This window comes from Pseudomonas sp. MC6 (assembly GCF_054790575.1).
In genome coordinates, this window is record NZ_CP186504.1 from 2037767 (window position 1) to 2060499 (window position 22733).

General features: G+C 57.5%; 17 protein-coding genes and 2 pseudogenes. 8 read left to right on the plus strand and 11 right to left on the minus strand.

The window, feature by feature from the left end; genetic code table 11:
* Positions 1-9 precede the first annotated feature (9 nt).
* From ACOYXE_RS09165 to ACOYXE_RS09180, 4 genes are all read right to left on the minus strand, one after another.
* Positions 10-4749, minus strand: coding sequence for an RHS repeat-associated core domain-containing protein (locus ACOYXE_RS09165; RefSeq protein ID WP_460928812.1), 4740 nt, complete (start codon positions 4747-4749; stop codon positions 10-12).
* On the minus strand, positions 4746-7652 hold the full coding sequence (locus ACOYXE_RS09170; protein ID WP_460928814.1) for a type VI secretion system Vgr family protein: 2907 nt from the start codon (positions 7650-7652) through the stop codon (positions 4746-4748). Before ACOYXE_RS09170 ends, ACOYXE_RS09165 begins: the two co-directional genes overlap by 4 nt.
* Positions 7653-7778: 126 nt before the next feature.
* On the minus strand, positions 7779-8294 hold the full coding sequence (locus ACOYXE_RS09175) for an Hcp family type VI secretion system effector (RefSeq protein ID WP_123593248.1): 516 nt from the start codon (positions 8292-8294) through the stop codon (positions 7779-7781).
* 321 nt (positions 8295-8615) lie between these two features.
* The gene (locus ACOYXE_RS09180) at positions 8616-9833 is read right to left on the minus strand and encodes an MFS transporter (protein WP_460928816.1); all 1218 of its coding nucleotides are present in this window, start codon (positions 9831-9833) and stop codon (positions 8616-8618) included.
* Positions 9834-9964: 131 nt separating this feature from the next.
* Between ACOYXE_RS09180 and ACOYXE_RS09185 the strand changes: the two genes are divergently transcribed.
* Positions 9965-10585 carry a TetR/AcrR family transcriptional regulator gene (locus tag ACOYXE_RS09185; protein WP_460928818.1) on the plus strand — a complete coding sequence of 207 codons (621 nt, stop codon included), beginning with the start codon at positions 9965-9967 and terminating at the stop codon, positions 10583-10585.
* 48 nt (positions 10586-10633) lie between these two features.
* On the opposite strand, the gene ACOYXE_RS09190 is transcribed toward ACOYXE_RS09185, so the two are convergent.
* Positions 10634-10999: a hypothetical protein gene (locus tag ACOYXE_RS09190; protein ID WP_160057611.1), complete on the minus strand. Its 366-nt coding sequence runs from the start codon at positions 10997-10999 to the stop codon at positions 10634-10636.
* Between the two features lie 189 nt (positions 11000-11188).
* Between ACOYXE_RS09190 and ACOYXE_RS09195 the strand changes: the two are divergent.
* The 3 genes and pseudogenes from ACOYXE_RS09195 to ACOYXE_RS09205 all read left to right on the plus strand — a co-directional run bounded on the left by ACOYXE_RS09195 (position 11189) and on the right by ACOYXE_RS09205 (position 12955).
* Positions 11189-11748 (plus strand): annotated as a pseudogene (locus tag ACOYXE_RS09195) (hypothetical protein).
* A gap of 461 nt (positions 11749-12209) precedes the next feature.
* Positions 12210-12570 (plus strand): annotated as a pseudogene (locus ACOYXE_RS09200) (DUF6124 family protein).
* Positions 12571-12637: 67 nt separating this feature from the next.
* Complete coding sequence (locus tag ACOYXE_RS09205; protein WP_460928820.1) at positions 12638-12955, plus strand: hypothetical protein; 318 nt, start codon at positions 12638-12640, stop codon at positions 12953-12955.
* Between the two features lie 109 nt (positions 12956-13064).
* Here the strand turns inward: ACOYXE_RS09205 and ACOYXE_RS09210 are convergent, their stop codons facing one another.
* From ACOYXE_RS09210 to ACOYXE_RS09225, 4 genes are all read right to left on the minus strand, one after another.
* Entirely contained in the window at positions 13065-13421 is a 357-nt protein-coding gene (locus tag ACOYXE_RS09210) for a DUF7079 family protein (protein ID WP_460928822.1), read from the minus strand.
* Positions 13422-13576: 155 nt separating this feature from the next.
* Positions 13577-14122, minus strand: coding sequence for a hypothetical protein (locus ACOYXE_RS09215; protein WP_460928824.1), 546 nt, complete (start codon positions 14120-14122; stop codon positions 13577-13579).
* An 89-nt stretch (positions 14123-14211) separates the two neighbouring features.
* Entirely contained in the window at positions 14212-15204 is a 993-nt protein-coding gene (locus ACOYXE_RS09220; protein WP_460928826.1) for a hypothetical protein, read from the minus strand.
* A gap of 132 nt (positions 15205-15336) precedes the next feature.
* Positions 15337-16140 carry a 2OG-Fe(II) oxygenase gene (locus tag ACOYXE_RS09225; RefSeq protein WP_460928828.1) on the minus strand — a complete coding sequence of 268 codons (804 nt, stop codon included), beginning with the start codon at positions 16138-16140 and terminating at the stop codon, positions 15337-15339.
* Between the two features lie 267 nt (positions 16141-16407).
* Between ACOYXE_RS09225 and ACOYXE_RS09230 the strand changes: the two genes are divergently transcribed.
* Positions 16408-17379 carry an AraC family transcriptional regulator gene (locus ACOYXE_RS09230; protein ID WP_460928830.1) on the plus strand — a complete coding sequence of 324 codons (972 nt, stop codon included), beginning with the start codon at positions 16408-16410 and terminating at the stop codon, positions 17377-17379.
* Positions 17380-18074: 695 nt separating this feature from the next.
* Here the strand turns inward: ACOYXE_RS09230 and ACOYXE_RS09235 are convergent.
* On the minus strand, positions 18075-19991 hold the full coding sequence (locus tag ACOYXE_RS09235) for a tyrosine-protein phosphatase (protein ID WP_460928831.1): 1917 nt from the start codon (positions 19989-19991) through the stop codon (positions 18075-18077).
* Between the two features lie 160 nt (positions 19992-20151).
* Between ACOYXE_RS09235 and ACOYXE_RS09240 the strand changes: the two genes are divergently transcribed.
* On the plus strand, positions 20152-20601 hold the full coding sequence (locus tag ACOYXE_RS09240) for a GNAT family N-acetyltransferase (RefSeq protein ID WP_405123931.1): 450 nt from the start codon (positions 20152-20154) through the stop codon (positions 20599-20601).
* 117 nt (positions 20602-20718) lie between these two features.
* On the opposite strand, the gene ACOYXE_RS09245 is transcribed toward ACOYXE_RS09240, so the two are convergent.
* Positions 20719-20955: a hypothetical protein gene (locus ACOYXE_RS09245; RefSeq protein WP_174244448.1), complete on the minus strand. Its 237-nt coding sequence runs from the start codon at positions 20953-20955 to the stop codon at positions 20719-20721.
* 172 nt (positions 20956-21127) lie between these two features.
* On the opposite strand from ACOYXE_RS09245, the gene tspO reads away from it, so the two are divergent.
* Both tspO and ACOYXE_RS09255 read left to right on the plus strand, forming a co-directional pair.
* Entirely contained in the window at positions 21128-21568 is a 441-nt protein-coding gene (gene tspO, locus ACOYXE_RS09250) for a tryptophan-rich sensory protein TspO (protein WP_007916213.1), read from the plus strand.
* Complete coding sequence (locus tag ACOYXE_RS09255; protein WP_160057604.1) at positions 21568-22554, plus strand: alpha/beta hydrolase; 987 nt, start codon at positions 21568-21570, stop codon at positions 22552-22554. The genes tspO and ACOYXE_RS09255 overlap by 1 nt, the downstream gene beginning before the upstream one ends.
* The last annotated feature ends 179 nt before the right edge of the window (positions 22555-22733 follow it).

Below are 22733 nucleotides of genomic sequence, written 5' to 3' on the forward strand. Positions count from 1 at the left end.
ACGCTCCTATCAACAATCGCACGAACAAGGGTTGTGGAATAGCCGACTTTCAGTATTCCCGTCAACTCTCGCCTGGTACAGAACAGAATGAGGTCGAGTGGCACCTTCATCGTACTGAGGGGTGACACGTACTATTACGTTACTACCGCCTTTAACAGCTTCGGCAATATCTCCCTCAAAGTCACGGAACTCACCACGGTTAACACTAGGGGCTTGAGGAAAAATGTTCCCCTTACCACCGCTTCCACCCAGTCGATTTCCGATGGCATGGCCAGCGTCGTCCGTATTACAGCCCAAGTTACGCGCAAACCCCCGTGAACTGGTGTTGGTATTTGTCCCAGTTCCCAAATCTTCCGGTCGAATTTTCGCGGTTACGCTCTTCAGCGATCCGTTCTCATTGTGACGATATTTTGTTATCGGGTTTGAGCCCCAAAGGCCCAATGGATCCACCCACTCAACCGGATTCGCTGCATAGGCATAAAGGTTAATGCCTCCGGTATAACTTATCGGATCTTTGCTTATGAACCGACCAACCCCCGGATCATAGTACCGATACCGGTTGTAATGCAGCCCTGTCTCATGATCGTGATACTGCCCTTGGAATCTGATCGGGTTCACCACCCCATGCTGCCGCGCCCATTCCGAACGCTGTTCCGTCACCTGCCCCCACGCCTTGTACTGCGCGGTCCACGCCATGTTGCCTTGTGAATCAGTCAGCTCTTGCGGGGTGCCGAGGTGATCACACTGGTACCAGGCCAACGCGTCAAACGGTAATGCTGTGGCCTTGTGATTCCACAACGGGTCCTCGTCCAGACTGTACTCACCGCTGTAATCCGGCAGCCCAATCAGATCGATTGGCGCGTGCCGTACAGCCTGTGCAACAGGGACAAAAGTCCCCGGTTCGAAGACGTAGTGCACCGTGCGGCCGGGCTCGCCATCGCTTTGCGCTGGACTGCTTTCCCAGGCGAGGTTGTCGCCATCCCAACCGTACAAGGTGAAGCCGCAGCCGAGTTCGCGCTGTTTGCGCGCGTGTTCGTTTCTGTTCCAGAGAGAGCCTGCTTCTGGACGCTGTTTGTAGTGCGCGCGGGAGTTTTTGTGCAGGCGGCGTCCCAGTGCGTCGTAGGCGAATTCGACGGACAGGCGCGGGTCTTCGAAATGCACCAGTCGATCAAACAAATCCCACTGTAGGTCGCTGCGTTGGCCGTTGTGCCAGCGCTGGATCTGGTTGCCGCGTTCGTCGTAGTCGAAGTGGGTGCCGGCGTATTCGCGCAGCAGGTTGTCGACCAGTTTGCTGCGCGGTGGGGTCAGGTCCAGTGGGCGGCGAATTTCTGTCGCCTTGTCGTCGAGCAGGTTGCCGGCCGGGTCGAAGGCGAAGGTTTCCACGCCTTGACGTGTGGTGGCGCTGAGCAATCGGCCGACGGGATCGTAGCGATAGGCGAGCGGGCCGCGACGGCTGTCGTTGATGTCGGTCAGTTGGCCGGCGGCGTCGTAGCTGTATTCGCGTTTGAGCAGCGTAGATTTGTCGTCGCTGCGTCCCAGCAGTTGTTCTTGCAAACGGCCGGCCGGGTCCCAGCTTTGGGTTTGCAGCAGGTGGTTGCCTTGATGGCGAGCGACTTCGCGGTGCAGGTCGTCACGCTCGTAGCCGATCAGTTCGTGTTCATCTAGGCGCAGGCCGAGCAGGTGGCCGCTGCCGTAAGTCAGCCAACTGACGCGGTGGCCGTCGGGGCGCACGCTGGCTACTCGTTGGTTGAGCACGTCGTACTCGTGCTGCCAGATTGCGACGGTGGGCTTTTCCAGGCCGAGATAATGCTGGTGCTCGCGCAGCAGATTGCCGGCCGGGTCGTGGAACCATTGCAGGCGACTGTCGGCGTTGTCGGCCAGCACCAGGTTACCGTTGCCGTCGTAGGCAAAGATTTCGCTTTGCGACTGCTCGCCCAGGGTGGCGCGACGTTCGGTCAAGCGGCCCATCGAGTCGAAGCTCACCGAGATCACACGGTTGCCATTGATCGATTGGGCAAGGCGACCGGTTTGCGCATCGTATTGATAGCGTGTGGTGCGGCCGTCGAAGCCGCTTTCTTCCAACACGCGTCCGACCGGATCGTAATGGAAATGCGCGCGTTGTTCGTTTTCGTTTTCCAGCGCCAATAGCTGACCCAGGCGGTCCCAGCGATAGCGCAGGGTTTGCTCGGCAGCGTCCACGCGTTCGGCGATCAAACCGGCAGCGGTATAACTCCAAGTGGTGCAGCGATCCAGACCATCGACATGCGCCAACAATCGACCTTCGGCATCGCGCTCAAAGCGCTCCTCGGTCTTGTCCGGGTGCTTGATCAGCACCAGTTGGCCAGCCTTGTATTCGTACTCGGTGGTGTTTCCGGCGGCGTCGGTGAAGCAGATCATCTGCCCCAGTTCGTTGTACTCCCAGGCGCTGGTTTTGCCCGAGCAATCGACGTACTCGACCAGTTGCCCGGCGTCGTTGTAGTCCAACGTTTTTTCGTTGCCGTTGGCGTCCTTGATCGCGGTGGGCTGGCCGGATTTGTTGTAGGCGTATTCGGTTTTGTTGCCGAGCGGATCGAGCGCTTCGACCAGATTGCCTTGGTCGTCATAGGCGCGTTGCCACTGACCGCCCTCGGCATCGCTGATCTTGATCAGCAGGTCCTGATCGTCGTAGGCGTAATGCATCACCGTGTGATCGGCGCGGATGTGTTCGAGCAGGTTGCTGCGTTCATCGTAGCTGTAGCGATCGGTGCTGCCGTCGGCATTGACGCGGCGCACGATGTTCTTCGCCTCGTCGCGGAAGAACCATTCCGAACGTTCATCGGCGTAACGGATGCGGTAGGTGTAGCCAAGGATGTCGTAGTAGTGCCAGGTCTCGTTGCCGAGGGCATCGGTGACGTAGGTCAGACGGATGTTTTCGTCCCACTCCAGGCGCGTGTCGAAGTTGCCGTCGTCGGCCCATTCGCGCACGGCTTTGGCCTTGGCGCTCTGGCCATCCCACTGCAGATTCATGCCGCGCCCGGTGCGGTCGGTGTAGCGGGTGATCAGGTGATGCTCGAACTGATACGACCAGACTGCGCCATTCTCGTCCTGCGCCTGAATCAGGTCGCCATAGGCGTCGTACTGGTAGGCGCAGAGCTGGCGCAGTGGTTCGCCATCAACGATCTGCCAGAGACCGATAAACCGGCCGTGCTCGTCGATCATCGTGCCGAGGTGCAAGTGCACTTTGGTGAAGTCGTTTTCCTGATAGGTGATCAGGTCAGAGAGCACCGAGTGCTCGCCGTGACGATGCTCGTAATACAGCATTATCCCGGCGCCGTTGCGCAGTGAGATATTGCTCAGCACATAGCGCTGGCCACGGCGGACGTAGGTTTCCTTGCGTTCGAAACCACGGCACAGCAGCAGTTGATCTTCGCTGTTGCGGACTAGGGTGATGTCTTCGATGGCGTCGTAGTGGAACAGGCCGACCTTAGGCAACGGATAGCTGTGATCGCGGCCATCGGCGCCATAGAACATCAGGCCATCGTCAACGCAGTCAAAGCGTGTGGTGAACTCAGAAATCCAGCGAGCGCCGAGTTCGCTGTGATCGTAGGCATCGAGGCGTGAGTTGTATATGCGCGTCCACTCGACAGGGAAAGGCCCCGGCAAGCTGAAATCAGTATGACTGAGTCTTTCAGAACCCAAGGCAAAACTGATGCTGTTGCATGTGCCCGTGCAGGCGCCGTTTTTCTTCGGCTCGGGCGCGCCTTTCGCAGGAGCCTGTTGACCACTGGATCCCAATTGACCATCGGACGCCGTGTGCTTTGCCTCTCCAGTCTTGTCTGGATGGACCGCAGCGCTCTGACCATGGGCATTGCGCTTGCGCCACAGGGTGACGGCGCTGGAGAGGATCAGTAGCAACCAGCCAATGGAGTTCTGCACCGACTCATCGTCGAGTTTGCTCAATTGGGTGCGCAGCTCCGGACCCATTACCCGCAGTTTTTTGGTTTCTTCGGAGACGTTTTTCTTGAAGTCATCGGGTACCAGATTTTGCGCCACGCTGTTGGCAAGGCCCTTGCCAGCCGCTTTATAAGCACTCGCGGCAGCCCCGAAAACATTGCTGAATGAGGCCAGCGGATCATTCTTGAATTGATCGACTGCTGCGCTTGCCTGGGCGCTGGCCGCATTCAGATCACCTTTGGCATCCAGATTGCCGAAAGCGACCGCCTCGATACCCGTGGCAATCTCATTTATGACCTCTTCGCCGAGCTTGCCAGCGTCCGCCAGGATGCCGGGCAATTTGCCTTTGGCCTGTTCAACAAAATCATCCAGCGTGCCGACAATCGAAGCGTTCAGGTGCCCGACCAGCACCTCGATCACGGAGGTGCTGAGCAACAATTTGCTGCTGGCCTTCATCTCCTGGCGTACCAGAAACAGCGTCGGGCGCAGGGTCATGCGCGCAGCGGCCATGGCCGGCGGTAATGGCAATACGCCGATCAGGTTGATGCCCAGGCTGGCCCACGCGAGCAAGTCACGCTGCTTGGCGTTCGACAAGGTGACGATGTCACCCAACGCATCGACCAGCGCCATGATGTTGCCCACAACCGGCAAGGCGCCGGCGACGTTCTTGATCCGGTCGAGGGTGACCACACCATCGGTGGCTGATTGCAACCAGGCATCGAAGGTCGCTGCGCTGCTGGCAACGTCCTGGATGTCGATAGCGTTCAGTGGAACGATAGCAACCTGAGGTTCACGTTTTACGATTTCAGTGGTCATGACAGCATCTCACCCGCCAACAAGCCCGGGGTTTTCAAGGAAGGTTTTGGAAGCGTTGGTGCGGGAAGCGTCGGTAGCTGTCCGCCCTTGCTCGCGGCGCCGAGGATGCTCGACGCACTCGGCAACGCCGCACTCGCCAGTTTCGGCAACCCGGCCACCCCGCCCTGCACCACGCCTTTCACTTGCTGCGCCGTTTGCATCGCACCTTGCGCGGTCTGCATCGCACTCATCCCTGTCTGCGCCATGTCCTTTCCCTTCTCCAACATCTCCCAACTCTTGCTCGGCAACACCTGCGCGACCATGGCTTGCACCTGACTCGGCACGTCTTCAGCCCCCGGCGGATTCAACGGCCATTCCGGCTTACCGATGTAGCTGCCATCGCTCCAGGTGTCTGCTGGATCCTTGCCGAACAGCACGCGCGCCGGCCCCGGTGCAGCGCCGGCGACGCTGGCGAAACCCTTGCCGTCGAGCTTGCCCTTGATGCTTTTGCCCAGGGCGTCGATGACTTCGTAATCGCCCTCTTTGATGCCCTGACGCCCGGCGTATTGGTTGAACAGTTCCAGATTGCCCTTGCCCGGTTTCGGCGGTTCCGGGAACACTCCGGCGAGACTTTTCGCCCCGGTGTAGGCGAAGTTCGCCGCGTGCGCGGTGTACGGGCCGCTGGTGGCGTGGGTGATGCCGCCGGCGTTGTAGGTGGTGGCGCTGCCGCCGCCCTGGATCACCAGTTCGGTTTTCGCAGTGATGGTGATGCGGTCGGCATTGGCGGTGATGTTGAGTTTGGCCAGCAGGTTGATGCTGTCCTTCAGCGCTCGTACGTCGATGTCGCCGGACGCGGCTACCAGACGCCAACCCATGCTTTGCACAAACAGGCGCATGCCACGACTGGCGCTGGCCAGCAGGCGTTTGCCGATCGACAGGCTGGTGTGGCCGGTGCTGCTCAAGGCCAGGTGTTCGCCGGTGGCGATGTGGCTGGAGCGTGGCGTGGTCAGGGCGATGCCGGCTGGGCTGGCGAGCACCAGATGCGGTTCGGTGAATTCGGGGAATTCGTTGGCGGTGAGGTTCGCCGGACCGCTGCCGAGTACGCCTTGATGCTGGGCGTGCAACGCTTTAGCGACGTCGTCCTGATCGCCGGCTTCCTGGGCTTGCAGCTCTTTGGCTTGAACGGCGAATCCATCTTGCTGATCGCTGGCGGTGGCGAGGCGTTCAGCGGTTTCCGGCAGATCCTTGTGGTGCTTGGATTCGTTCGGACGCGGCTCAGTGGTGATGAGCAGACCGGCCGCCGCACGCACCGCACCGTGGCGGTCGGTTCTCAACTCAAACCCTTCGCCACGCGGCTGACCACCGCTAGGGCGCGGATGGGTCAGGTAACCGAGGTTGATCGCACTCGCACCGTGGTCACTGCGCAGCGCGATGCTGATCTCGCTGGTGGTGTCGTCGATGCGCAGTTCGTTGGCGCGGCTGCCCTTGTATTCCTTGCTCTTGACCGTCGCCAGGGTCTTGAAATCCGGCAGCTTGTACGGCGGCAGATTGGCGCCGTGGTACAGGCAACCGGTGATCAGCGGCTGATCGGGATCGCCTTCCAGAAAGGTGATCAACACCTCCATGCCGACCCGTGGAATATTGATCGAGCCAAAGGTCTCGGCCGCCCAGCTCGACGCGACGCGCATCCAGCAACTGGTCATGTCGTCGTGCTTGCCTTCGCGGTCCCAGAAGAACTGCACCTTCACCCGGCCGTACTGGTCGCAGTAGATCTCTTCGCCTTCAGGACCGCAGACCACCGCGCTTTGCGTGCCGAGGACTTTCGGTTTCGGGTGATCGAGCGGCGGACGATACGGCACGTCCCATGGGATGGCGCTGAAGCGGTTGCGATAGCCCTGGTGGAAATCATCCTTGAGGTCGGTGGTGTCGCTGGTCACCGACTCTTCGAGCACCTGCGGCTGCTTGCCTTCGTGGAAGATTTCGGTGAGCAGCCAGAGATCATTCCAGGTCGGGTTGGCGTGGTCGGTCAGGGCGAGGAAATGCCCGCTGACCAGAATCGGCTGATCGCTGTTGCCCTCGGCCAGACGGTAGTCGCTGCGATGGCGTTCCAAGGCGCGATTGGCCAGGTGTTTACCGCGCTCGCGATCAACGAAACGGCCCGGGTAATCGTAGTCTTCGAGGTCCGGTTGCGCGCTGCTTTTGGCGTCGCTTTCCAGCTCGATCTTCGGTTTGACGAAGTCGTAATCGCGGCGCGTGGTGCGACTGGTGCGGGTCGCCAGACGCAGGCCGAAACGCTTGACCACCGGTTTGTCGGCGACCAGTCCGGAGTCCTGCTGATAGGCCACTGGCGCGAGTTTCGGGAACACCGTCTGGTCATCGCCGAAGGTCAGTTTGTGGCCGCTGGACGTGTGCTGGAAGTGGTAGTGAATGCCCTCCTCCTCACACAAGCGCTGGATGAAATCCAGATCCGATTCGTCGTACTGCACGCAGTAGATCCGTTCCGGATAAATCGCGCTGAGCTGGAAGTGGTAATCGCTGGCGAGGATGCCGTGTTCTTCCAGCACTTGGCTGATGATCTGCTGCACGGTCATCTGCTGGAAAATGCGCTGGTTGACCCGGTGCGCGAGGTACGCCAGTTGCGGGCGCAGGGAAATCTTGTAGCGCGTCAGGCGCTTGCCCGCCTCGCCCTGGGCGATGCTGTAGACCAGCCCGTGAATGCCAGTGCCGGTTGGCGACAGCTGAAGAAATGCCAGTTTGTGCAGCACGCTTTCGAGGTTGATCGAGGCCTTTTCACTGACCAGTTCCAGCTCGAATTCGAACGGCGTGTTGAGGGCCTCACGACCGGTAAACGACAGCACTTGGAAATCGCTGTCGACGCCATCGACGGTCAGATTGAAATGAGGCTGGTTGGCCGGTGAGAACATCCCTTGTTCCTCGCGCAGTGCTGCGATGCGCAACAGCCCGCTGTGGGGCTATTGGCAAAAATTCTTTAGAAGTGAGTGCGCCCCAACCGGTCATGCCGGTCGGGGCGGTACAACCATCAGCCGTAATTAAACGACTGGAGCACGCCAGTCATCGGAACCCGAAGTACCGGATACTTCGTGGGTCCAGGTGATTTTACGGTAGGTGAACTGCACTTCTTCCAGGTGGGTGAAGTGCGAGTTGCCTGGATCCTGGCAGTTGTGCATTTTGTTGTTGATGGCGACGATGATCGCGTCTTCCAGTTTGGTGGTGTAGTAGTGCTCTTGGGTGCCTTGAGCAGAAGTACGGAACCACTGGATAACGATTTCGCTCATGCGCTCGCCGGAGGTCAGAGCAGCTTGCAGCAGAGGCGAAGCCTTGTCGTAGACCTTGGTGATCACAACTGGCTTGTGCACGCGCTGACCGGTTGGCTGACCGGATTGTGGGTCACGCGGGATGATCACGTCGTGGGTGAAAGCCTGAACCATGACCTGGTCTTCGTGGCCTTCCTGGTAGGTGTTGCCTACGGAGTCGGCGGTGAACGCGCCGGCAGTGATCAGGCCTTGTTTTTCGCCAGTGACGGACATGTACGCTGGTGTTGCCATGGGGATGCTCTCCTTGCTTGAAAGACATACCTCTCAGGCACCATTGCCTGAAAGGATGGCCATGCGCCATCAAAGTTCATGCCAGCTTTTATGCAACCCATACAGATCAAGGCTTTGCGGCCATCGATTCACTTTTCTTGACACTAAACCGATGAAAAACCAAGAGAAGTGCGCAACTTCTTGCGCAGTGGTGTGCAAGAAGTTGCGCACTTGGCTGGAGGCCAATAACGACGTGGGCTACAGGGCATTCACCCGAGAAAAAAAGAAAGTCACTGCGCAACTTCTTGCGCACTTCAAAAAATGAGCTGCGTTGAAAAACCTTCAGTGCCCAACCACGGCCGCCGCTTCCGCCCCACGCGGCCCAGCTCTGAACCCATGCGCTCGAGCACTCCAGGCAATCACAAAACCCACCGCCACCAACACCACCATCGCCCATGGGAAAGCGGCAACACCCCATCGATCCAGCAGCACACCGCCGACCACGCCGCTGCCCGCAATCGCGCTATTCCACGCCACCACATTCAACGACAACGCCACGTCCGCGCCATCCCCCGCCGCATCCGCCAGAGCCGTCTGCAACAGCGTCGCCGCACCGCCAAAACTCAATCCCCACACCAACACGCCCAGATAAATCACCTCCGGCACTCGTCCGTAAAAGCCGAATCCCACGCACACCAGTGCAAACGTGGCCAGACTCACCAGAACAGTCTTGCGCAACAACGGCTCAACCAACTTGGCCGTCAGCCAGATCCCCGCCAACGCCGCGAGACCAAACACCAACAACACCAGATCCACGCGATCCGCCAGCCCCGCCGGCGCCACAAACGGCGCGATGTAGGTGTAGAGAATGTTGTGCGCCAGCATCCAGCTGATCACCACCGCCAGCACCGGCCGCACACCCGGCGTGGTCAACACGCGGCGCAACGACAGGCGCTGATGCGCAGGCTGCGGCGGATAATCCGGCACTTTCACCAACACCCAAACGATCAGCATCAAAGTCAGGGCCGACATCAACCCGAACGTCGTGCGCCAACCGACCAGGCCACCCAGCCAAGTGCCGAGCGGCACGCCCAGTGACAGGGCAATCGGCGTGCCGACCATGGCCAGTGCCAACGCCTTTCCCTGTTGATCCGGCTCGACCATCCGCCGCGCATAACCAGCCAACAAACTCCACGCCAACCCTGCCGCCACCCCCGCAAAGAAGCGCGCTACGAGTGTCACGCCATAGTGCGACGACAGCGCCGTGATCGAGTTGAACAGCAGAAAACCAATGATGGTCAGCAACAACACATTGCGCCGACGCCAGCCGCGCGTGGCGATGGTCATCGGGATCACCGCCAACACCGAGCCCAGCGCATACGCGGTGACCATCTGCCCGGCCATCGAAGGCGAAATCGCCAAGCCTTCGCTGATCAGCGGCAACAGCCCGGCGGGCAGGGTTTCGGTGACGATGCAGATAAAACCGGTCATGGCCAGCGCCAGCAGCGCGCCGATGGGCAGGCGTTTGGGCGCCGCCGATAGAGTCAATGAAGGTGTCACGGGAAACTCCTTGTGAGCAGAATGTCAGACTTAAATACCGATCGATATAAAATACTGGCGGCAGCCGAGGCACGTTGTCAACGACTTATGTATCGACTAGTATCCAAATCACTTTCCGAGGAGTTTCAGCTATGGCCAGAACCGGCCGCCCCCGCGCATTCGATCGCGACGACGCCGTCGACCAGGCCATGCAATTGTTCTGGCAACACGGCTACGACTCGACATCCCTTTCACTGTTGAAGGCTGAACTGGGCGGCGGCATTTCCGCACCGAGTTTCTACGCCGCGTTCGGCTCCAAAGAAGCCTTGTTCGACGAATGCGTGCAGCGCTACCTGACGACCTTCGCCCAAGTCACCGAATGCCTGTGGGACGAAACCCTGCCGCCCCGCCAAGCCATCGAAACCGCACTGCGCCAGTCAGCACGCATGCAGTGCGACGACGGCCACCCCAAAGGCTGCATGGTCACCCTCGGCGTCATGAGCGCGCCGAGTCCGGAAAACGCCCACGTCGCTCAAGCCCTCACCCACTCCCGCGCCCGAACCCGCGCAGGGATTGTTGCGTGTGTCGAGCGTGGTGTGAGTGAAGGATTGTTAGCGGACGACACGAATGCAGCCGCCATGGCGACGGTGTTCGACAGTTTCCTGCAGGGGATTTCCATCCTTGCTCGGGATGACACGCCGATTGAGAGCATTGATGCGGCGATTACGCAGGTGATGCGGACATGGGATGTGGCGGCGGTGAGTTCGACTTAATTGGGTTTTGCGGTGATTGAAAGGCTCGCGTAGCTAAAAACCGGACGGTTACGCGACCACCTCAACATAATTCGACTCCCCACCACCCTCGGCCCCCGACAACCACCCCCACACAAACCGCAACGTCGTCCGCCCCGCCTCATCAACCCCCACCACACCCCGCGACCAACCCGCGCGGATCTCGCCATCGGTGGTGATGCATTGATAAAGCAGCTCGATACTGTCAGGCCCGGTCACCCGCCCGACCTGGTTACCCATGCGAATATGGCCACCCGCATAAGTCCCCCAAACCGCCGCGCCTTCGACGAAGTAGTGAAACACCGTGCGTGCATCGGACAAGCCCTGAGCGTTATTCGCCACGGAAAACCGACGGTTTTGCAAACGCTCGATGACTTGCGAAAAAGCAGATTCCATAAACCACACATCCTTAGTCGAGAAGATCCATTCCAGCCTTCGGGCATCCTAATCCATTACCTCCGCGCAGCAAGGCTCTACAGCCGTTTTCTGCCAACCCGACCGCACTGCCACGTTTGACGGTCCTACCCGCCGCACCTAGTCTGCCCAAACACCCTGACAGCCAAAACCGAGTTCACGAGAGGCAAGATGAACAACTTCCCAATCGTCGCCACCGTTCTCTCGATGATCCTCGGGCTCTCCGTCACCCGCCTCCTGCTCGGCGCATTAACGGTGTTCCGCATCCGCCGCGTCGCCAAGCCCGACTGGGTGGCACTGGTCTGGGCGGTGATGCTGTTTACCATGCAGCTGCAATTCTGGTGGGCGTCAACGCACTGTCGGCGGTGAAACAGAGCTTCTCGTTTCTCGAATTTCTATTGTTGGTGATGCTGACATTGTCGCTGTTCGTCACGGCCGCGTTGCTGCTGCCGAGCCGCAGTGAGGATGAGCAGAACGGATTGCGCGTGTATTTCGAGCAGGATGGGCGCTATGCATTGCTGTCGCTGTCCACGTATCTGTGCCTGGGGCTGATCGTCAATGTCACACTGTTTGAAGCATCGCCGGTGGCGCTTTGGGGTTTGCTGGATGTGATCATGATTGCGTTGCCGATTGGCGCGTTTATGGCTCGGTCGCGTAAAGCGTATGCGGTGATTACGCTGATTTACGTGCCCACCAATGTCATCGACACGCTGATTTCGCTGGCGAATTAGATCCCCCTGTAGCGACGGGACGTGCCCTGATGGATCGCTAAACGGCTCCCGCTCCTCCAGTCCAAAAAGACATTGCAAAAACAGCTCTAACTGCCCTGTTGAAGCAATTTCTAGACTTTGTTTAAAGACACCCCAAGTTACGTCATCCCAACCTACAACGCCTTGCGCCGTTGCCTACGACTACGCCAGAATCCGCCGGCTTGTGCGCCTTGGATGCGGATTCTATTGTGGGTCGGTCACTGAATAGCAGTGATCGGGTTTGGTAGCCCGTGTATACAAGGTGCGCAATTTCACTATTGGCGAAAGTCTTCGCCTGGCTTTTATGGTGGTCATGCGCAGGGCGCTTTCGAGCGCGCCGGTTTTCCTTGTGTCCCGGTCTACCAACCTGTGCATGGCCGCCACCCATCGTTTGGTAGCGAGTGGGTGATGGCTCCTTTTAAGCGACACAAGGGAGTTACATCATGTTCAAGATCACACCGAATCCGCCAGAAACCGACCCGATCGCGGGCGACGAATCCCCAGACGCAAAGAAATTCAACGAAGCCGTCGACCGCTCTCTCTCATTACCTCGGACCCGCTCCAGAAATCATGCTCACCCCGTACCAAACCAACACGATGTTTATCGCCAATCCAAAAACCAAGACTGAGGAGTTGCTGGTGAACGCCAGTGAATCGCTCGGCTCGGCCTCTGTAATGCTCGGCGATGTAATCGGTCTGGTTCACGGACCGGCACGCAAGACACTGCAAGGCATTGCGCAGGTGGTAATGCTAGGGGAGTTGGCGGTGAATCGGGCGTTGGATAACGTGGTGCCGACGGAGTAACGAAAATTCCTCCATGACGGTCGGGATGCCGTCATGGAGGTTGATCAGACCCACCCACGAAGCCAGAATGATTACCACCACTCAAGCCAAGGCCGGTATGAGATATTTATTATTCGCTTCTCTAATTTCACTTTTGCTTATTCTGAATACAGGCTTCTACAACGAAGTTTCAGACAGCGAAGTCACTCGAATATTTTTCATCAAAAAGCATCCGACCTTTCGAATGCAGTTTTTCAACATTCATGCGAATGACGGAAATTATCGACGTATAGAAAAACTCACGAACGAGCAGCGACAAGACATCATCGATTATTGTAAATACAGATTAGGCATTGACTCAGAGATAACCACTCAAGCCGACATCGAAACGTGTGCAAAGCGATAACACCAAAAAATAGACCCAGATGAAGTACTGAAAAATTCGGAACAAGACCGCCTCTTAATTATGCTTTGCATCGAAATATTGGCGATATGAACCCATTTTGCTCTGCAAACTACAGTCTGCTGGCGATCTCCTTCCAGATGTAGGCGTAGTTGTATTCCAACCAACGCACCAGCGCCTTGTCGAACTGCCGACGAAACCAATTACGCTCTCTCGCAGCCAACCTTTCTTCAATCGACTCTCTGAGCGTTTCGGGGTCGAAGCCTGTCCACACCGGAGGTACAGCGGCCACAAGATTAGTGAAACACACCGGCGCAACCTCTAAATAGAGGATTTCGTAAAGGACGTCAGGGTCGACGCCTCTAACCTTCCTCGCCAGATAGTCATATTCGACCGGAAAATCGTTGAATGGCTCGGAGAGTGCCGCTCTGACCTTGGTCAGTTGTGGTTCACTCAGAAGATGCCGCAATACGAAAACTCCATCTGTTCTTTATCCAATGAACTCGTAACCGCTTCGCCCGCGAAACCGCCGGCGACCATCCTTCGAATGCCAACCACTAAGGAATATCTAACGCCAGACCATTTTAGGTTATGGTGGTCTGGCGCAGTTTTGCTTAACTGTACCTACATCACTCTAGCCACATCACTGCAATGTTTACAAAAATCACTTACCACAAATTCAACGATAGAATCAGGCAGGCGATCCGGCTTATCGACACCCACTATAAAGATATGCTCACCATTGATGCCAATCCTGAAATTTGATGAAGAAAGCCTCCGATGCTTGATCTTGTTCAATAACTTCTCTAAAGACAGTGCACTCCCTGAAAATGGAAGTCCCCCATTACCCGGCCCCTTAGATAGGTCATCTTGCTGGACACGGCTTACGGGTGAAGCTGATAATGCTCTTGGAATATTAAGTTGAGCTTCCAGCAGAGACCCGATGTAGCAGCTATCAGACTTCATTTGGTCTCTGGCCCTCATGATTTCGTTCACAACATGATCTAGGTATTGCATTGCCTCCTGACTTGCCCGTGCGGCACGTTGAATGTCCATTCTTTCCCAAGCATTCAAAAAAACAACTGAAGTATTCTCCAGTTGATAGATGCACTCACCTATAGACGGAGGCGAACCCGATCCACCGCCGGTCAAAAAAGAAGCATTACCCATCACTACACCCCTCAATATCAACAGAGTACCAACGACTCTGTTCAACCTGTATAAACAGCACTTTTTTCGCCATCAAGAATTCAGTACTTTCAATCTAATGGAACGCACAAATAACTCAACGGCAAAATGAATTTATCCCTAAGCAAGTCAAGGTACTCGGCATCCTCAACTTCTAAAGGCTGCCGCCCCACGGCAACTAGCTTTATATCTTTTTTTCGTGCCTGCGCGTGATAAGCATACTCAAGCAGTTGCCCAATGGAGTGGCGCAAGACCGATCGCGGCAAAATATCCGATTTAATCTCATAGAGTATGAGTGAATCCTCTGTCTCCACAGCGATATCAATATATTCTCGCTCAGCGCGAACCATCTCATGAGGATAAACCCCCATAAGATGCTGAAGTAATTTCTCTTGCATCCTTGCATGCTCAAATGTGCGTTGATAGGTGACCGTTTTTGATGTGGATTTGATTTTTGGAATGGTAATGAAATCCTTGCCCGCAGGTTTACGCCTTATGCCCGAAGTTTGATCACCTTGTACAACCACCGAGTAAAGCTGATAACGCTTACATCGCTCTATAATCGGATCGCCTGCCTTAGAATATTCATCAGTATCGTAAAGTTTGACGTTATCCAGACGAAATCTGATGTTAAACACAAACGGCGCATACTTTTCATGACCTAAGTTCTCTGGGTCGTGACCAAGCTCAGCAATCTCTTCACACATCGTTTGGAACCAGCCGTTTCCTCGAAACAACTCAAGCGTGCCCTGCGCCTGTTGATCAGAAAGGCACTCGACCTCTTTAATCTCACCGACGTATCGACGCTTCGATTTTGGCTCAATACTAAAAAGGTGTAAGTCAAAGGGCTGCGCGTTTTTAAGCAATCGCTTGCGACTTTTGTTTACGCCCTGAACGAACGCGTAGCGCCAACCGTCAACGACCCACTCATCCCTGAACATCCATTCCTCGTGTCCAAACCCGAATTGGCGTGTGTATGAGCCTTTGACTTCCCTCGCTTGCGCAACGCCTGAGGGTTTTTTCCATCCGTCCGTGTTGTAACAAAGCCTCGTCAAATACTTCATCGTTGCTCCCTGCACAGGTGATATCAATTAGGCATCACTTTATAGAGCATCGAGACTTGAAGCCAGAGACGCATCGCATTGTCAGACCGCCCAGCACAGAAAACAGGCTGTTGCCGAATACTAATAGCCTCCTCACCCCGTCTTTTTGAACAATTTATTCACGTAATACCTCAAACTCCACCGATCCTTCGGCCGCGGCTTATAGTGCGTTTTATTCCTCTGCCCCGGATCAACCCCCACCCCACTCGCCGTGTAGTAATAAAGCGCAATCGACCGCCGAGTGATGTGTTCCGGCGTAGTCAACGGCTCCGGATGCCCGTGATTGCTGTCCTTGTCCGTATTAAAAATCACACACCGGTTATAGATCGGCAGCACCTTCTTCAGGCACTTTTTCATCCCCACATCCCAAAGCTCCAGGTTGCCGCCGTACGCCTCCTGCCAATCCTCGGTCAGGTAAATGATCACGTTCAACCGACGCTCAACGTTGAGCTTTTTGTTCAGGCGGAAATCCGAATGCACGCCGAGGAAGCCGCCGGTTTTGGTTTCGTGTAATCCACCGCCAGCAAAATAAGGATCAGGAATCAGCCCTTGAATGCCGGTGAGTTTTTCGAGGAATTCCAGCATGGGTGCGGAGTTGAAGGTGTTGAAGACGTTCTTCAGGTACGGGCTGCAGGCGTTGGGGCTGATCTGGCGTTTGAGTTGGCCTTTGTAGCCGCGCTCGTAGGTCTGTTCGTTGTCGGTCGGTTCGACGGGGAAGTGTTCGCGAATGCTGGCGATGACGTCTGCTTGCAGGAAGTTGTCGATGACGATGTGCGGGAATGGCGTGGCTTGGGTGTATTCGTGGGTCAGCGATTCGCCGAAAGCGCTGGCGGCGTTTTGGTCGAAGTCGAGTTCCGGGGTCAGGGTGATGGGGAGTGTTTGTGTGTTGGCTTGCATTGCCGCTCCAATGATCTTTATGGCTTTCAGGGCGGGTCAAACAGGGCCTGGGGCTTGGCGCGGTGCCTCTGTTTGTTCGCTGAGTAGAGTGGTGAGCAGGTTGCCATGTTGGCCATGGGCTGCCGAGTGTCCTTTGCTTAAACGTCGTGCCGCGCTGTAACGGCATGTTTCTAGCTGTCACAAACGCGTCATATTACGCCTGCTAATCTCCTTGGCGCCCTACCCTTCACCCCAGTCCTAGAGCCCCCAACCGAAGGTGCCGCCAAGGTGTTTCCGACTCCCGTTCGCCAGCAAATCATCCTGCGCTCCGACAACCTCCGTTCGGACGACTTCGGTGCACTGTTTTCCAGATTGTTTGGCAATCGTTATGCCGACAATCCACCGCTGCCGTCGAACATCATCATTGGCGGCGTTTACGGTCGGCACGATGGCGTGAGTTTTCGGCGGATGCATTATCACGGTGATTTCACCGTCGCTTTCCCCGATCCGCAGGATGAGATCACCTTCGTCATTCCCACTGCTGGCAAGATCGTTTTCAACCATGCCACCGAGTCTATCGGTATGTCGCACGTGGGGCTGGCGATCGATAAGGCGGATATCCGTTCGATGCACTTTCTGGATGATCACGCGCATCACGGGATGTCGATCAACCGCCATCAGCTCACCGAGCGGCTATCGGCGCTATTGGATAAACCGATTCTGCAGAAGATCGTTTTTGAGCCGAGCGTGGATCTGAATTCGGCGGCGTTTCAGGGGATCAAGGCGTTGATTGATCTGGCCACCGGCACCGAGTTTGATCTGTTGCTCAACAGCGGGACGTTGATGCCGTCGCGGTTGCGCGAGATGTTGATTGACGCGGTGCTGGAGGCATGGCCGCATAATTTTTCCGAGGCGTTGCGGCGGCCGACGGCGATGGTTGCGCCACGGCATGTGAAGTTGGCGGTGGAGTTTATTCAGGCGCATCCGGAGCAGTTGGTGAGCGGTGTGGATCTGGCGCGGTTGAGTCATGTGAGTCAGAGGGCGTTGCAGGAGGGCTTTCGGCGGTTTGTCGGGATGTCGATTGTGGCGTATCAGCGGCAGGTGCGGCTGGAGCGGGCTTATGAGGTTTTGAAACGGCGGGGTTCAGGGTCGGTGACGGAGGTGGCGTTGCGGTTCGGGTTTAGTAATGTGGGGCGGTTTTGTCAGTATTTTCGGGGGGCTTTTGGGGTGAGTCCGGCGGAGTTTCGGGCTCGGGGGTGATTGGGTAACAGGTTTGCAAGGTAACTTGTGGTGAGAAGATTTAGCTAAACGTCGCACCGCGCCGATGGGTCGCTAAGCGTGGGGGATGGCACGCCGGCGCGGTTGATCGAGGAGTGGGCGCGGAGGCGTTTGACCGAGTTGGCCAGTTGATTTTGCGGTAACTGCTTTCCCTTCATCCTAGCCCTCTCCCCAAGGAGAGGGAACCGAGCCGGGGATATTGAAGATCTACACCGACCTGAGAGTCTTGCTTTGAATCCATAATCGTCTCGATCTTTCAGGTCGATGCATGATGCAAGACGCCTCGGTCAGTCCCCTCTCCCACAACTTCATATACCAGCGCATGGGACACTCGCAGGTTTTGTGGTGGGGCTGCCCCCCAGCCCTCTCCCGAGGGAGAGGGATCCGATTGGTGGGCTTTTCAAAATTTGAGCTCGACTCGGTATGCCACGTCGGTGTAACTCTTCCAATCCACGCGGTCAGTCCCCTCTCCCTTCGGGAGAGGGTTAGGGTGAGGGGCTTTTGATTGGCTGCTATTGGATGGAATCAAATTTGTGGGAGCGAGCTTGCTCGCGAATGCGGTGGGTCAGTCGATGTTGATGTTGGCTGATCTGGCGCTTTCGCGAGCGAGCTCGCTCCCACATTGGGTTTTGGGGTGTTTGTTGGATTGGGGGGTCGTCCTTGATCCCGTGTATTTTTTAGAACGCGTAGCTGGCTTTCAGGCCGCCGTTGAAGCCGTGGCTGCCGCCGCCATTGGCGCCGACTTCTGCGCCCAGGCTGAGGGCGCCGAGGCTGGCCATGAGGTTGACGCCGCCGCTGAATTGGTCGCGGTTGTCGAAGGCGGCGCGTTGTTCGATGTCGAGGCCGAGCAAGTGGCTTTGGCTATCGACTTCGTTGTCGCCCAGTGTGCGTTCGTAACCGACTTGTACGCCGGGCACCAGTTGCCATGCGCCCATCGCTACCGGGGCGAAACCTACGTTGAGGTTGGCGACGGCGCTGCGGCGGGTGGCGCTGTTGTCGTCGACGTCGAGTGCCAGTTCGCTGCCCTTCTCTTTGAAGCCGCTGAGGTCGAGGTGGCTGACGCGCAAACCAAGGCTTGGTTCGAAAGTCATGCCGTTGACCGGGGCGCGGTAGCCGAGGGCGACAGTGGCGCCGGTGAGGTTGCCGTGGGTGTCGCCCTTCGCGGTGCCGAGGCCGCCGCCGAGGTCGCGTTTGCTGTCGTAGTCGACGTAGCCGGCGCTGGCGTTGGCGTCGAGAAACAGGCCTTGTTCGAGGCTGGTGAAACCGTAGCGGGCGCCGATGTTGAGGAAGGTGAAGTCGGTGTCGGCTTCGCCACCCGCGCCGCCGACGGTGCCTTTGCTGTAGCCGAAACCGCCGCGTGCGCTGAGTTGTTCGCTGAAGCGCTGGGTGATGCCGACCATCAGGCCTTGGCTGTGCTCATTGCTGCTCTCGGCGTGGGCCGAGCCGTCGGTGCCGAGGTAGCTGGCGAGCGCGGTGGTCCAGAGGCGATATTGGCCGACCTTGAGGTCAGTGCCGCTGGCGAATGGCGCGGCGGCTTGTTCGATCATTGCGTTTTGGCGCAGTAGGTAGCTGGCGGCGTCGGCGTGGACTTGGCCGCCGACCTGCGTTTCAACACCGCCGAGGGTGCCGGCATCGATGGCCGATTGCAGGTAGTAGTTGTAGGCGCTGTAGGTGCCGGACAGGTTGGTGTTCTGCAATTCGCGGAGCAATTCGGCGCCGGTGGCGGCGTTGCCGATCAGCCCGGCCTGACCCGGCAGGCTGTTGTATTCGACCAGTTTGCCGCGCAGGACGTAGATGGTTTCCTGCGACAGGCCGAGACCTTGTTTGAGGTAGTTGTCCATGCTGCCGTATTGCGCAGCGACCTCGTCGAAGCCGGCTTGCAGGTAGCTGGCCTGGACACCGAGCAGTGGCTCGTAGACGGTGGCCATGCTTGGCGGCATGGCTTTCAACGTGGCGGCGACGCGGGCGGCGGTGTAGTCGTTGGTCGCCAGATAATTGGCCATGATGGTCGCATTGTCGACACCGGCGATGCTCTGCAACACAGCGGCGGTCCAGCCGGTGCGGTCCTTGCCGGCGGTGCAATGGAACAGTTGTGCGCCGTCGGTGCTGGCCAGTTCGTTGAACAGTTTGTTGAACTGGCCGCGCATGCCAGCATCGCTGACGAACGCGCGATTGGTCTGCTCCATCATGGCGATGGCGTCGGCGGCGCTTTTGAAGGAGATGTTGCTGATGTTCGAGCCAGAGGTGGTGCTGCCGATGATGTCGATGTTCTGCCAGGTCGCGCCGCTGATCATTGTGTCAGGGGTGGCGGCAATTTCGCTGGGGGTGCGCAGGTCGTAGACGGCTTTGATGCCAAGGCTGTTGAGGGTCGACAGGTCAGACGCCGTCGGGGTTACCGCGTTGGCGCGGTAGAACACGCCAGCGCGCATGGTACCGTCGTGGGCGGTGGAATACGCGATGGTGGTGCCGGCGACATCGCGGAAATTGTCCATGCCCTGCAGGCGCGGCGTGTCGAGCAACACGGGCTCGGCAGCATGGGCGGCGGCGATGGACAGGCTCAGTACGGACAGCGAACACAGCAGACGTTGAAACACAGTGCAGCCTCATTGTTTAAGCGTTGGGCTGGTCACTATGGGTAGGCAAGTGATACTGAATATGACAGTTTCGCTTGGAATGGAAATGGCTGCGCGAATGGGCCGTGGGGTGCGTGTTTGGTCCATCCACCGGCAGGGAAAGTCTCAGGGACTAACGAAAATGGAAGATCAGATTCGAATGGCAACACGCGAAGATGCCGCCATGATCAGTAAACTCATCGTGAACACCTTGCGTGAGTCCAATGGGCGCGACTATTCGCCAGACATAATCGAGCAGGTGCAACGCAGCTTTTCGCCGCAGGCGGTTCTTGGCTTGCTAGACAAACGTCAGGTTTATGTGGCGACTTTCAATCAGCACATCGTGGCTACCGCCAGTCTTGATCAGGACGTGGTTCGCAGCGTGTTTGTCGAGCCGGGCTGTCAGGGTAAAGGGCTGGGTAAGCGGCTGATGGAAAAGCTTGAGTCGGTCGCTGTTAGCCAGGGTTTCACCACGCTGCATGTGCCCTCTTCGATCACGGCTGAAGGTTTTTACCGATCGCTTGGGTTCGACAGGATTCGGGATGAATATCACGGAGCCGAACGCACGATCATCATGCAAAAGAGGTTGTGACCAAGCGGCAGAACCACTGTAGGAGTGAGCCTGCTCGCGATAGCGGTGTGTCAGCCAACCGATGTGCAGGATGACACTGCGCTTTCGCGAGCAGGCTCGCTCCCACAAGGATCGGTGTCAGTTGGTTTGATTGACCACATTGATGTCCGTTATCCCTACTCGCTCGGCATGTTCGAGGATCTGCTCGGGTGTCGAATCTGCGGTGGGCATGAGCAGGCCGTTTTCCGCGTCGCCCAGATGTAACTCCAGCAGATGCATCGCGGCTTCGTGGACGGCCAACTGCTGTTCTTTGAGTTCAAGCAGAAAAGTCCGAGGCTCTCCGTTGAATCGATATTTGATGTGATAGGTGTACATGATGTCATCCGCGTCAGTAGAAAAAGGCAACTGACTATCCTGACGCAGTGGTCAGTTTTTAGTTCAAATTGAATCACTCCTCAGACCAATCCGGAATTCATGGCAAACTTTTCGCTCGCCGGGGCGTCCCTTTCTTAAACCCCAACCGGCTGATTTCAGCCAAGGACTGGCGATGACCTTCTTCATTTTTCTTCTGGCCTGCGCAGCAGCGGCAACCACTGGTGTCATGTTCAAGCCGGGGCCGTGGTACGAAGGGCTGAACAAACCCGGGTTCACCCCGCCTAACTGGGCGTTCCCGGTGGCCTGGACGATTATCTATCTACTGCTGGCGTGGGCCGGTTATCGCTTGAGCCTGATCCCCGGCAGCCAGACTGTGCTGGCGTTATGGGCAGCGCAGATTGCGTTGAACACACTGTGGACGCCGGTGTTCTTCGGCGCGCATCAGGTGCTGGCGGCGATGGTGATTCTCACCGTGTTGTGGCTGGTGGTCGCGGCGATGGTGGTGCTGGCGATACAACTGGATTTGATCACTGGCTTGATCCTGTTTCCCTATCTGGCGTGGCTGTGCGTTGCCGCTGCGTTGAATTTTTCCATTCTGATCAAGAACCGCTGATGACCGATGCCAATTGGGGTAGTGAAGCGCCGTGGCCGCAGGGCGAGCGTGAATTGGCGCAGGTGCGCGCCTTCAACCGCAAACTCGCCTGGCTGCCGCGTTTCAAGATCCGCAACCGCCTGACGCCACGCTTGATTCAAGCGCTGTTGCGTGTCAGCCAGATCGGCGGCTCCGGCGTGTTGCGCAAATTTGGCCTGACTGCTGAGCGCCAACTGATCGGTAAAGTGCCCGTGCGGATCATCCGCCCCAAGGGCCCGGCGAAAGGCGTGGTGCTGGATTTTCACGGCGGCGGCTGGGTGATCGGCAATGCGCAGATGGACGATAACTTCAACGCGGCCATCGTCAATACCTGCGAAGTGACGGTGGTTTCGGTCGACTATCGATTAGCGGTTTCAACGCCAATTGAAGGTCTGCTGCAAGACTGCCTCAACGCTACGCGCGGAGTATTGAGTGATGCCGAATTTGCCGGTCTGCCTGTTGTAGTGGTCGGTGAATCGGCGGGCGGTCATCTGGCGGCTGCGACCTTGCTGGCGCTGAAACAATGGCCCGATTTACTGCAACGCATCCGCGGCGCACTGCTGTATTACGGTGTCTACGACCTCACCGGAACGCCAAGCGTACGCAACGCGCCGGCGGACACCCTGGTGCTGGACGGCCCCGGCATGGTCGAGGCGCTACGTCTGCTCACACCCGAGTTGACTGACGAGCAGCGCCGTCAGCCACCACTCTCTCCGCTGTACGGCGACTTCAGCGGCTTCCCACGGGCGCTGCTGTTTGCCGGCGAACTCGATCCACTGCGCGACGACACCCTCGACATCGCCAGGCGCTGGGCGCAATCGGCGCCGGTCGAGATGTACCTGCTGCCCTCCTCGCCCCACGGTTTTATCCACTTTCCCACGGCCATCGCTCAAGGCGTACTGGCCTACAGTCGGAAGTGGATTTCGGCGCGTGTCGAGGCCGTTAAGGTGCCTGACGAACTGGCGTAAACGTTGAGGCTTAGGCGAGGTAAAAGAAGTACAGCGCCAAACCCAGCAACTGCATGATCAGCATGATTGAAAGAACATGATTGCAAGCCTTCCACGCCTGCTCACCGGTTTGCTCTTTGCCACCCGGTAGCGAAGATAACTGTCGAGTGAGAGCGATGCCGTGGGGATGAGCACGAACA